10 protein-coding genes are annotated in these 12,022 nt (G+C 45.0%); 7 read left to right on the top strand and 3 right to left on the bottom strand.

The genetic code is table 11. The features are described 5' to 3' along the window. Positions 1–502: 502 nt before the first annotated feature. Complete coding sequence (locus OCV12_RS24470) at positions 503–2,287, top strand: SgrR family transcriptional regulator (RefSeq protein ID WP_261886483.1); 1,785 nt, start codon at positions 503–505, stop codon at positions 2,285–2,287. 42 nt (positions 2,288–2,329) lie between these two features. Here OCV12_RS24470 and OCV12_RS24465 read toward each other — a convergent pair whose 3' ends face one another. After that, positions 2,330–4,228 carry a methyl-accepting chemotaxis protein gene (locus OCV12_RS24465; protein ID WP_261886482.1) on the bottom strand — a complete coding sequence of 633 codons (1,899 nt, stop codon included), beginning with the start codon at positions 4,226–4,228 and terminating at the stop codon, positions 2,330–2,332. A gap of 279 nt (positions 4,229–4,507) precedes the next feature. Here OCV12_RS24465 and OCV12_RS24460 point away from each other — a divergent pair, with 279 nt between their 5' ends. Next, positions 4,508–5,569 (top strand): MBL fold metallo-hydrolase, encoded by a 1,062-nt coding sequence (locus OCV12_RS24460; protein ID WP_261886481.1) that lies wholly within the window; start codon positions 4,508–4,510, stop codon positions 5,567–5,569. A gap of 150 nt (positions 5,570–5,719) precedes the next feature. On the opposite strand, the gene OCV12_RS24455 is transcribed toward OCV12_RS24460, so the two are convergent. Next, positions 5,720–6,154, bottom strand: coding sequence for a MarR family winged helix-turn-helix transcriptional regulator (locus tag OCV12_RS24455; protein ID WP_261886480.1), 435 nt, complete (start codon positions 6,152–6,154; stop codon positions 5,720–5,722). Positions 6,155–6,251: 97 nt separating this feature from the next. Here OCV12_RS24455 and OCV12_RS24450 point away from each other — a divergent pair, with 97 nt between their 5' ends. The 5 genes from OCV12_RS24450 (at position 6,252) to OCV12_RS24430 (ending at position 10,893) form a co-directional block, all read left to right on the top strand. Further along, positions 6,252–6,743 carry a DUF2798 domain-containing protein gene (locus OCV12_RS24450; protein ID WP_261886479.1) on the top strand — a complete coding sequence of 164 codons (492 nt, stop codon included), beginning with the start codon at positions 6,252–6,254 and terminating at the stop codon, positions 6,741–6,743. A 34-nt stretch (positions 6,744–6,777) separates the two neighbouring features. After that, positions 6,778–7,083, top strand: a complete 306-nt coding sequence (locus OCV12_RS24445; protein ID WP_261886478.1) for a DUF3861 domain-containing protein — start codon at positions 6,778–6,780, stop codon at positions 7,081–7,083. Positions 7,084–7,288: 205 nt separating this feature from the next. Then, positions 7,289–8,053, top strand: a complete 765-nt coding sequence (locus OCV12_RS24440; protein WP_123306084.1) for a hydratase — start codon at positions 7,289–7,291, stop codon at positions 8,051–8,053. A gap of 256 nt (positions 8,054–8,309) precedes the next feature. Beyond that, the gene (locus OCV12_RS24435) at positions 8,310–9,668 is read left to right on the top strand and encodes a Na+/H+ antiporter NhaC family protein (RefSeq protein ID WP_261886477.1); all 1,359 of its coding nucleotides are present in this window, start codon (positions 8,310–8,312) and stop codon (positions 9,666–9,668) included. Positions 9,669–9,819: 151 nt separating this feature from the next. After that, positions 9,820–10,893, top strand: a complete 1,074-nt coding sequence (locus OCV12_RS24430; RefSeq protein ID WP_261886476.1) for a helix-turn-helix domain-containing protein — start codon at positions 9,820–9,822, stop codon at positions 10,891–10,893. Between the two features lie 18 nt (positions 10,894–10,911). Here the strand turns inward: OCV12_RS24430 and OCV12_RS24425 are convergent, their stop codons facing one another. Continuing rightward, the gene (locus OCV12_RS24425) at positions 10,912–11,928 is read right to left on the bottom strand and encodes an alpha/beta hydrolase family protein (protein ID WP_261886475.1); all 1,017 of its coding nucleotides are present in this window, start codon (positions 11,926–11,928) and stop codon (positions 10,912–10,914) included. Positions 11,929–12,022 lie beyond the last annotated feature (94 nt).

The raw sequence follows: 12,022 nt of genomic DNA, 5'->3' as shown, positions 1-12,022 counted from the left end.
TTAAGGCTTTTCGTTTAACTAAGAAAACGAATTAAATTTGTCGAGTCGACAACAGAAATTTATCGAATGTGTGAGCTATTGGTACAGCAGGCTTGAGAGGGGATTTGGAATGGAAAAGCGAGTTGAGACCTAACTCATATTGGGGGTAGGAGCATATTAGGTTGTGCTCAACTCGCGTTAACTCGGTGCTAAAAAGTGTACTAATAACGCCAGTTACATAGCTCTATAAGTGTTCGTAGTGCTTCTCTTTCGAGCTTGCTACAGGTGCTTTTTAACTTATTAAGATAGTATTTTCTCATGATGATTAGTTCTCTTGTATTAGGCTTTGGTGGGAACTTAACGTTCCCTGCTGACCCATTAATTATGGTTATTTAATAGGAAGTAATAAACAGATGGGTTTTTACTAAGTTGTTCCTGTTTTCGTCTTTTAGCGCTACTTTTTAGTCGATGTGTTTTATAATGGGCTTAATCAGGAAGGGTTGTTTCTAAAAAGGTTCATTATTTGTCTGATCTAAACATGATGCGTTACTACACAAGGCTGGATTCGTTCGAGCCTAACCTCTCACATTCGGTGACCTTAACGGAGGTCGCAGACAAGCTGTTTACCAGTTTGCGTCACGCTCGAACCTTGCTCGGCAAGATGCATCAAACTGAGTGGGTAGTGTGGGAGCCAAAAGTTGGCAGGAATCAACGATCTAACCTGACCTTACGCTTTAGCAACCAAGAGCTGACGCAACATGTTGCTGGCAAATTGATAGAGCAGGGCAAATACGAAAAAGCCCTCTCGATTCTAGACAATGACCGCGCAATCTTTGGTTCTCTCCTTCAAGAAACCTCGGGCGCGACAATGCGTGAAGGGCTGCTGCACGTACAATTAACCTATAAACGTAAGTTTGAAGACCTGTTCCCACACCATATTCACCGCAGTAGTGAACGATTTTTGATCAGGCAAGTATTCAGTTGCCTCGTCACTTGTAATGGCAAAGGCGAGTTGAAGCCTGAGTTAGCGCACCATTGGGAATATGATGCTGAGAAGTTAGTTTGGACTTTCTATTTACGCCCAGGACTAACCTTCCACGATGGACAGCCCGTTGATGCTAAACAGTTAGTCTCGCTTTTTTCAGCCTTGCAAACCTTACCTTTCTATCAAACAGAGTTAGCTCATGTTGCTTCGGTTTACAGCGAGCAGCCTTTAAGAATCAGCTTCCAACTCACCAAAGCAGACACTGGCTTCGCGGGCTTGTTGGCTGGCGTTAAGTATTCTATTCAACCCGCAGCGCAAGTGACCCGTGAGCCGTCACCATTAAGCTCGGTGTCTCATGCGGTGGTGGGCACAGGCCCATTCAAAGTGGTCGAAACCAATAATGAGCGCATCAAGCTTGCCGCATTTGAGCACTATTATGGGTGTCGCTCTTTAACGGATGAAGTGACCATTTGGCAGTTCGAAGAGTCTATGACGGGCAGTGCTCGCTTCGACGACAGTCAAATGCAGGTGTCACCTTATGAAGACTCGTCTTGTTTTCACCAGTTAGGGAAAAGTGACGTAGAACTCGTTTCTGCGGAAACCGATGGTCTTCGTAGCCGAGTGGAAGATGGCTGTTTGTTTATCCTGTTCAATCAAAACTCAGCGGCGAACCCGTTAAGCGACGAACAACGTAAGTACGTATCTGGGCTTGCTAACCCACAAGCTATCTTGTCTCAATTGGAACAAAATCAAGGTTTGTTCAGTGTGTCTTTGGCTCAGAACATACTGCCAAGTTGGCAGAAACTGTATCGAACCCCTTCGAAAGAGACGCAACTGCCCAAGAAGATGAGCATTGCCGTTTACAATTATTACGCGCTCTATCGTTGTGCCATCTGTGTATCAGATATCCTCAAACGATACGGAGTGGAAGTGGAGGTGAATACCTATAGCTTTCGCGAACTGGCGCAGCTCTCGCAGAGTAGCGATTTAAAAGAAGACTTGGTGTTGTGTAACTTAAACCTAGACGACAATGCGCCATCTTCACTGTTCTCGTGGTTGATGAACGATCCTGTTTTGCACTCTGCACTAGGAGACATGAACAGCGACTGGCTCAAGCAGCGTTTAGACCATCACAAAGCGTCGGTTGAACTACCCAATTACCTAGCCGAGTTAGAGCCTATTGCATCGACATTGATCTCTGATTATTGGTTAGTCCCGATGTTTCACCACCTACAAACCGTGCGTTTCCAAGGCATCTTGAAAAACGTCGCCATCACCAACTGGGGATGGCCCGACTTCAAGAATGTATGGTCTGCTGACTAGCCTTGAATGGGAGTGGTCAGCGTATTTCGTGTTCCATTGAAGCTAGTATTTGAATTGAGAAACCAAACTCGTCAAATGCATCGCTTTGGCGCGTAAATGTTGGCACTCCTGAGCCGTTTTCTCAATCATGCTATCGCTCTCTCTGGCTATTTCAGAAATTCCAGAGATGTGCGGTGAGATCTCGTTGATGACATTGGATTGTTGCCCTGTCGCAGAGGCGATCTGCATGTTCATGGCATTCATCTCGTCGACACTATTAGAAATACTTGAAAGTTGTTGCTCTGAGTTTGAGGCTTCGATCTGACAATTACTGCCAAGAGTGGTGCTGGTCTCGATGGCTGTCACGGCTTGTTGAGTGCGTTGCTGAAGCTTTTCAATAATACCTCGAATCTCTTCGGTCGACGCTTGGCTCCGCGAGGCGAGGGTTCTTACTTCATCTGCTACCACCGCAAAACCTCTGCCTTGTTCGCCTGCTCGAGCGGCCTCTATCGCCGCATTAAGAGCTAATAAATTGGTTTGCTCAGAAACACTGTTGATGACATCTAACACGGTATCGATGGAGTTCGCATCTTGAGCGAGTTGATTGATAATTTCCGTTGTGTCATCAAGCTGCTTGTTCATATGCTCGATGCTTTCTGAAGTGACAGAAACGGACTTTTGACCAATGCTAATCGCACTCGCTGCATGTTGTGCACTGTCGGCGGCACCATTGGCATTTTGAGCGATTTCGTCAGAACTGGCACCCATTTCATGAATGGCTGTTGCAACTTGCTCTATCTGGCTGGTTTGCTGTTTGATGTCTTGCTCCATCGACTGCGCCATATGATCGACACCTTGGATAGATTCAGAGATTTGGATTCCTGTGTTTGAGACATCTTTGAGTAAGTCACTTAGATATTGCACGAATTGATTGTAGCCTTTCGCGATTTGTCCAATTTCGTCATGTCGAGAATCATCTAAGCGAAAGGTGAGGTCACCACCACCTTTTCCTATCTGTTGCAGTCGTTCGGCCACTTCTACAAACGGCAGTAATAGCTTATTAGTCGCCCATGCTGCGATCGGCGTATAGATGGCAGCAATGAGTAGGGCCATAAAGATGATGGTTTGACTGAACCCGTTTAATTCACTTAATACTTCTTGCTTAGGGATCTGAGTTATCAGAGTCCAACCAATCCCCGGCATCGCTTTGGAGCCTAGAATTTGAGGCTGCCCGTCAACAGCACCCTCATGAACAATGGTTTGCTGACTACCGAGTAGCAGGCTACTTTCAATCCCGACAGAGTCCAGTGACTGACCAATTAGGTTTTTGTCTGGGTGAACCTTGATGATCCCTTGTTTATCGACCAGAAAAACAATACCGCTTTTACCCACGCTGTAGTTGCTGATCAACTGGGTAATACTTTCCAAGGTCAAACCGATGCCAGTCACACCGATACGTTCGCTGTTTCGAGTCACCACATAGTTGACAAATAGCGCTGGGATTCCAGTACCGGCATCAATATCTAAAGAGAGCTCAAACGCTTTGTCTGACTGGATAAAACGGTAGAACCATTGGTCACTTTGTTCGTTGGCTGAGATAGTCTTCAGAACGCCATTGTGTGTGTAGTAAGTACTTGCTTCGTTTGATACGTAATAGGCACTGATGGCATTGAATTCGTTTTTGACCGACTCAAGATAGGCACGAAGGCTTTTCTCTGAGAGTGAGGCCTGCTTCATTAGAGGAGAGAGCGTCATCATCTTTGATGCGAGAATAGGAGTTTCTAACTTCAGGTTGATTTCATTACTCACCTCGCCAAGCGAAGCAGGCAGCTCTCTTTCAAAGGTTCTATCAATTAAAATGGCTCGGCTCGATTGAAATGAGTAAATCCCCATCACGCTGATAATGGCGAGAGCTGCGATGATCGTCGCCAATATTGCCTTAGTTCGTATAGTAAATTGCAATTTAGAGTCCCTTCTAAAAACGTCCAATGTTTATTTGTAAACGTAATGTTAAATAAAACCTGACTCCTTGGTCAATAAACGAATTGTAGAAGTGAGAGTTGAGTGATATTTGTACAAATGTGGAAGACCTTTCCTATTTGTATTTTCGAAGCTGAGTTCTATACGCTCACGTCTCACAAATTTAAAGTTACACTCATTGGTTTACTTTTTTATTTTGATATGTAAACTATCCAGTGTAGTTTTTGTGTTGGGTTTATCCCAATGATTAAAGAGATACCAATGAAAAAATATCTATTACCGATTTTAGGAGTACTTGCCGTGGTCGCTATCGTAAGCACAGGTTCACAATCAAATGACAATCTAGATAAGCTTCCAAAGAAGTTTGCTAACAGTGAGTTAGAGTACAAATCGGGTATGTCTGATATTTTTTCAATCTTGAAAGCGTATGTAACCGTGGAAAGAAATGAGCCAGTGCCACGTGCTGCGCTGCCTTTAATGCCGATGACAGCCGAGCAATTGATCGAAGAGACAGAAGACGTTGCGTACCGCTTAGGTCACTCAAGTGTGATGATGAAGCTGGATGGTAAGCTAGTGATGACTGACCCTGTGTTCAGTGACCGTGCATCACCAGTGCAATGGATGGGGCCAAAGCGCTTCCACCCAACACCAATCTCACTGCAAGAATTACCTGATATTGATGTAGTGGTGATTAGTCATGACCATTATGACCATTTAGATAAGGGGGCGGTTAAAGTATTAGCCGACAAAGTGGGGACATTCTTGGTGCCACTTAGAGTTGGTGCACTATTAGAAAAGTGGGGCGTGGATAAAGAAAAGATCATTGAATTGAACTGGTGGGAATCGGCAACAGCCTCAGATATCGAGTTCACTTTGACGCCGACACAGCACTTCTCTGGTCGTGGCTTGCTTGACCGTGACCAAACCCTATGGGGTAGCTGGGTGATTAACGCTTCAGACAAGAAAGTCTTCTTTAGTGGCGACTCTGGTTACTTCAATGGCTTTAAAGAGATTGGTGAGCGTTTCGGGCCGTTTGATTTAACTATGGTAGAGACAGGCGCGTACAACTCACTTTGGGCTGATATCCATATGTTCCCAGAGCAAAGCGTTCAAGCGCACATCGACCTTCAAGGTAAGGTGATGATGCCAATCCACAACAGTACCTTTGATCTTTCTATGCATGATTGGCAAGACCCAATGGAACAAGCTTTGGCGATAAGTGAAAAGCGAGATGTACAAATGGTGAGCCCTGTGATGGGTGAGAGACTCGTCATTTCAGAACCAGTACCTGTTCAAGCCTGGTGGAAACTGGCATCGAATTAGAGCTGCTATCTAATTCGAACGGGCATCTAATCTGACGCAGCCATACTACTAATCTGAATCAAACCAGCTCATACACAAAACGCCACCGATCGTAGGATTCGGTGGCGTTTTTGCTTTTTGAAACGAATGGCTTGTTTGAAAGGGCTTCTTCTACTTAGCGCAATCTTCCAGATTCTTAGCCATTTTGTTGGCGACCTTTCGGAACTGTTCTAGTTCATCTTCGGCCATGCCTTTGGTCATTCTCTGCAGCATCTCTCGATCAATATTCGAGACTTTGCTCATGATCTCTTCACCCTTATCGGTCAGAACCAATAACTGGCTGCGCTTGTCTTCTGGGTTTGGAGACTTCTTCACAAGCTCTTGATTGATCAAGGCGTTAACTAATCTCGTGACCTGCGCTTTATCGCGATTTAAGAAGTGCGCGATATCGATAGCCGTACACGGAGACTTCTTGGTAATGATCTTCATGACACGAATGTTCATGGGGGAGATCTCAGAATCCAAGCTCTCAATCTGCTCGCTCATTTGACGTTTCAAAGAGTGCACTAAGCGAAAGATGGATTCTAGCGATGTGTTATCAGACATAAACGATCCTCAGAAAAGTAGTTGACAATATCAACCACTATATTTATAGTTGACATTATCAACTTAATTGTTCGTAAATTCAAGACAGGAAATAGATATGACGATTCAAGCAACACTAACGCCAACTCTTCCTGAGCAAAAAGGCACACCCGTTTCATACAAAATTTTGGTCATGATGAGCTTAATGCTAACCATTGGCGGCAGCTTAACGGCCGTGATGACCTACATGAATGTCGGATTCGGTGAGGCATTCATCGGTAACTGGCTCTCTTCGTTAGCTCTAGTTGTCGTGATTATGATGCCAATTGGCATGGTGATGATGACTTTAGTAACTAAGTTGGTCGCCAAGGTATTGCCCAATTATGGCGAGAAAGCTCGCAACCTAATCGTGGGATTGATTATGGCTTTTATCATGGAGTCCATCATGGCATTTGTAACAGCGGCAAATAACATTGGATTTTCGGATACATCGGCGTTTACCAGTGGATGGTTTAATGGATTTATTGCCGCACTTCCCATTGGCCTTGCGATCATGGTCGTGATGTCGATGACGGTTAAACCTAAGCTCGAACGATTCATGAAGAGCTAACCAAAACACTTTTTAAGCATTTTAGGAGATCCACATGAAAGGATTCACAGGCAAACACAATAACTACCGTATCACTATCGAAGAAGTGAACATCAAAGAAGATCGTGAACTGCAAACCATGCAGTTTGAAATTGAAGACAGAGAAAATATGTTCGCGATTGTTGAGAAGATCAAACAAGACAGCGGCTTAGACGAGCAATCTGCAGCACGACTAGGGGTGAGCATTCGCTTGCTAGGCCCATTGATGATGCAAGATAGAAAACATCCTCTGTTTGTTGATTTCATGCCTCACTTCAGAAACTTCATGCAGAATTTGAAGAAGACGTTGAAAGGGCAGTAAAGCCCAATCATCAGTAATACATCGAAAAGCCAGTAACGAACTTACTGGCTTTTTTGTCTTTAAATCAAAATAGTTTCAGTTGTTTGCGTCTAGAATATGCGAAAATTGAGGGCTGAATTTTCGGTGTTCCATCGTTGTTGAATTGTCTATTCAAGCTTCAATAAATCCGATATTATACTGGTCATAAAACTAAAGGTGGTATTATATGACAAATGTATTTAAGCAAGCGGCTGAAGAACTGCTAAGTCGCCGTGTCGCGGGAACGAAAGCACCAAGATTGAACGAACAGTACCGTCCGAACAACTTGGAAGATGCGCTAAAGATCCAATCATCAATGATCGATCTCAAGAGCGATAAAGTCGGTGGTTGGAAGTGTTTACTTCCTCTGGCTGAAGACAAGTTTGTTGTTGCACCTATCTTTTCGGGTAGTGTTCAACAAGGTGAAGTTTGCGAACTGTTTGCTGACAACGACGTAGTGCGTGTTGAGCCTGAAATTGCATTCACGCTTGCTAAGAGCCTGCCTGCAAACCAAGAAGGCTACAGCGAAGAGCAAATCAACGATGCTATCGGCTCTTGCCACATGGCACTTGAACTAATGCAGTCTCGTTTTGCTGATGACAGCGGCGCTGAGTTCTACGAAAAGCTTGCTGACGGCCTAGTAAACCAAGGTTTGTTCATTGGTCCAGAGATTGATCGTGAAAAAGCGTTCACTTCTGCTGAGATCAATATCGAAGTGACTCAAGGCGAACAAGTTCAAGCGTTCGCAGGTAAGCACCCAAATACATTACCACCAAGCCCAATCTACTGGCTGATCAACTACATGACTCGTCGTGGCGTTGATTTCCAAGCGGGCGAAGCAATCATCACGGGTTCTTACTGCGGTATCGTAGAGATGGGCTTCGATAAGCCAACGACCTTCCACTACGAAGGCATTGGTGAATACCAAGTGACGTTCCAACAAAAAAACTAAGCAAGCAAAAGAGCTAAATTAGCAACAGCACTGAGCAAGCAAAGGCTAGCTTCTGCATAAACGCTATCGGTTCTCGAGAAGCAATCTGTTCTCAAAAGGCTATTTACTGGTGAGTAAGTAGCCTTTTCTATTATGTGATGTTCAATGGTGTGCTTATTACTTTGCATTAAATTGGGCGTTTAGACGTCTAGACGTTGACAAGCCTTAAGTGTGACATTAGTCTGCTCACCTTCCTGTTCTATAGTGTTGTCGTTCCATGTCCAATTCGAAAAATTCTAATGCGGTAATTGCCCCTTCGGCAGTGGCGCTTATCCCTCTGATCGTGTTCCTAGCGCTGTTTATTGGCGTAGGTACGTACTTGTCACTGCAAGGTGTCGATTTTGCTTTCTATCAGCTTCCAGCTCCAATTGCAGCTTTGCCTGCTGTGATGTTGGCGTTGTTGCTAAGCAAAGATAAATTGAACCGTGCTATCGAACAATTCTTGGGTGGAGTTGGTCACAAAGACATTATCGCAATGTGTATGATCTACCTATTGGCGGGGGCTTTTGCGGCCGTGGCTAAAGCGTCTGGTGGCGTTGACGCGACGGTAAATCTTGGTCTATCTGCGATTCCGACAAGCATGATTCTACCGGGTATCTTCCTAATTTCTGCTTTCATTGCGACTGCAATGGGTACCTCGATGGGTACTATTGCCGCGGTAGCGCCAGTTGCATTAGGCATTGCAGATTCAGCAGGCATGAGCATCCCACTAACAGCTGGTGTTGTTTTAAGTGGCGCGATGTTTGGTGACAACCTTTCTATCATCTCTGATACCACGATTGCTGCGACACGTTCGCAAGGCTGTGAGATGAGAGATAAGTTTAAAGAGAACATCCGTATTGCACTTCCTGCTGCATTGATTGCGATTGTTATCTTTGCTTTCAACAGCACCGCAACTCAAGTACCTGAAACGGGCCCAATCGAGTGGCTGAAAGTACTGCCGTACATCACTATTCTGATTCTTGCAGTATCGGGCATGAATGTGTTCGTTGTGCTAACAATCGGTATCCTGCTGGCGGGTGGTGTGAGCCTAGGCTCTGTTGAGAACTATGGTTTGACGGATTACGCTCAAGATATCTATGCAGGCTTCGGTAACATGCAGGAAATCTTCCTACTATCGATGCTGATTGGCGGTTTGAGTGAGCTGATGCGTCGCCAAGGCGGACTTGCGTTCCTGACTAACCTTGTAAGTGGTGTGATTCGTGCGTTTGGTTCTTCACACTCTAAGCAAGCGAATGGTCGTGCGAGTGAGCTAGGTATTGCTGGTTTGGTGTCTATGGTTAACATGTGTACCGCAAACAACACCGTAGCGATCATTGTGTCTGGAAGTGTGGCTCGCCAACTGGCGGAAGAGAACAACGTGTCTCCGCGTCGCTCAGCAAGCTTGTTGGATATCTTCTCTTGTGTGATTCAAGGTGTGTTGCCTTACGGTGCGCAGGTGTTGCTATTAGGTTCGGTATTCAACCTATCGCCGCTAGAGATTGTCTCTAACTCGTACTACTGTTTTGCACTGGCTATCGTGGCTGTGGTTGCTGTATTTATCAAACATCCAGCTCGTCAAGTGGCTAACGCTTAGTAGCAACTGAATAAACTGAGTGATTACTGATTGTGATAAGAAGGCTCCTTAATGGGAGCCTTTATTACATATGGTGAATGGATTACCATGAGTTCAAGTTGTCATCGATATCTATCGTGGCTATGTACTCAGTTATTAACATGGACTTTTAATGCTCGCCATTCCCTTACCATTTGTCGCTGCGTTGCTGTTATTCATCACTGGCGCGCTACTTAGATATCGTTACCCACAAAGCAGTCAAAAGCCATTCTGGTTTATCGTTCTCTGCGCGTTAATGGTTACGGTGGTGGGGTTGCGATGGACGGTAGATGTTGCGTTGTTTCGCTTCTTACAACCCATTCTCGGAGCCAGTGTTCCAGTGGCGGCTTGGCTCTGCTTTGCGGGGGCTCATCGAAGTAAACCAAATACACATTTGCATTGGATAGGCCCTGTTGTTGTTCTGGTTAGTTCATTCTTGTATCAGTATCTCTGGGTTGGAACCATTGATGTATTACTGATTTCGCTATACCTCTGCTATGGCAGTTTGCTGTTGAAGTCGTCGTTCACTATGCCGGAACAAGTAAGGCTAACTGATGTATCGAAAGTCTTGATTGCAGAGCGTGTTGCAGGGGGAATGCTACTGTTTTCCGCTTTGGTCGATGGTGTACTCTCTTACGATATTTTGTTGCTAGATGCGCAACACACCAACTTAATCCTATCGATTGGCTATCTGGTTCTTATTCCAGCCATTGTGTCCGCTGTGATTGTTGTCAGTATTAGTACGCCTTCTTCGATAGAACATAAACAAGCGTACGTTCAACTTCCAATGTCACACCGGTCTTCAGGAGAAGTTGATAAGTCTCTAACAGCGCTAGTGACTAGCTTGGATGAAGGTGTAGATGAAGAAACCACGCATATCATTGCTAAGTTCGATGCATTAATGAGGGAGCATCAAGTATTCAAGGATCCTGACTTGTCTCTCAATAGGCTAGCGAGAAAGTTAGGCATTCCAGCTCGAAAAATATCGTCAGCGGTCAATCAAACTCACCACCAGAACATTTCGAAGGTGATTAACACTTACCGGGTTGACCACGCTAAGACTCTCCTTAAGCAAACTGATGAAGCGATAACTGAGATTTTCCTAAGTTCAGGCTTTCAGACCAAGTCTAATTTCAATCGTGAGTTTTCGAGAATCACTGGGCAAACTCCGAGTGAGTTTCGAAGTTCACCACAAATGTCAGATTGAGTTTGGTTGTTGTTCTGTTTATTGATTCAGAAAGCCAACAGTGTCATTCAACATCAATTGATGTAGTTCACTGCGTGAAGCCCCTAAGCCGTCTTTGCAAATAATACCATCGCCTGGCACTTCTTCTTCAAGCATTGGTATAGCATCGGGTTTACAGCCTTGAATGAAGCTGAAATGCGTGGCGTTTTCATAGACCTTGTACCGTCTTGAGTTCAGTGGCATGTGCTCGGCAATATAACCAGACTCTAATGCCTGAGGAAGATCTCCTATATCGATCCCAGCAGCCAGTATTAATGTTGGCACTGTAATGCCATTTAAGCTGCCGACTGAAAAGCTACGAGCAAGCCCTAAATCAAGGCTGACCACACGTTGAATTCTTGGATCTGAAAGATCTTTATTGTTTGGTTTTTTAGCTTGGACTTTGGATAGTCCTAACTCTTCGGCAAGCCCACAAGTTCGTGGGTTAGGGTATATCAGACAATTAGCCTCAAAGGTTTGTCTATCCATTTTCGCTCCCGCCAAGTGCATCACCGTCCAACCACCTAATGAATGCCCGATAGCGGTAATATTGTCGGCGTTAGCAGACTGCTTCCACGAGGTTTCGGATAACAAGTAATCCAGCATGCGTGACACATCTCGTGGTCTTTCCCACCATTTCGCTGCTTGCTTGGGGGATTGGTCGAAAGAAGTGGTTCCCGGATGATCAGCGGCTGCTACGATGTAGCCACGACTCGCAAGTTTGGTCGCCAACCAGTTTTGGTTTCGCCAATTTCCTCGATAGCCATGCGATAAAAGCACCACAGGAAAAGTACCTGATTGAACCTCCCCATCCTTTATGACTTGTGTACCGATGAAGGCGGGGTTATCGCCAATCAAGGTTGTGTCGGAAACATCTTGTGTGGGATACCAAATGGCAGTATTTAGCGGGCGATTAGGGTCGTCAGTTAAGGTGACTTGAGTGAATCCGACATCGAACGCGACGGCAGAATTGCAAAGAAGAAGTAGGGGTATGAACAGTAAATATGTCCAATTCATGGTGTTAACTCCAATTGAGGTGATTGGAGTTAATATGCGCTAAGGCTAGGTATCACGAGACCTCAAACACGATCGAGGACGCCCTAAATCGTGT

Source organism: Vibrio pomeroyi (assembly GCF_024347595.1).
GTDB classification, from domain to species: Bacteria; Pseudomonadota; Gammaproteobacteria; order Enterobacterales; family Vibrionaceae; genus Vibrio; species Vibrio pomeroyi.
This window is presented reverse-complemented; position numbering and strand designations above follow the sequence as displayed.

Excerpts from the sequence above, each read along its gene's own strand:
- OCV12_RS24460 (WP_261886481.1), top strand. The coding sequence starts at position 4,508 with ATGAAAAAATATCTATTACCGATTTTAGGAGTACTTGCCGTGGTCGCT.
- OCV12_RS24455 (WP_261886480.1), bottom strand. The coding sequence starts at position 6,154 with ATGTCTGATAACACATCGCTAGAATCCATCTTTCGCTTAGTGCACTCT.
- OCV12_RS24450 (WP_261886479.1), top strand. The coding sequence starts at position 6,252 with ATGACGATTCAAGCAACACTAACGCCAACTCTTCCTGAGCAAAAAGGC.
- OCV12_RS24445 (WP_261886478.1), top strand. The coding sequence starts at position 6,778 with ATGAAAGGATTCACAGGCAAACACAATAACTACCGTATCACTATCGAA.
- OCV12_RS24440 (WP_123306084.1), top strand. The coding sequence starts at position 7,289 with ATGACAAATGTATTTAAGCAAGCGGCTGAAGAACTGCTAAGTCGCCGT.
- OCV12_RS24435 (WP_261886477.1), top strand. The coding sequence starts at position 8,310 with ATGTCCAATTCGAAAAATTCTAATGCGGTAATTGCCCCTTCGGCAGTG.
- OCV12_RS24430 (WP_261886476.1), top strand. The coding sequence starts at position 9,820 with ATGCTCGCCATTCCCTTACCATTTGTCGCTGCGTTGCTGTTATTCATC.
- OCV12_RS24425 (WP_261886475.1), bottom strand. The coding sequence starts at position 11,928 with ATGAATTGGACATATTTACTGTTCATACCCCTACTTCTTCTTTGCAAT.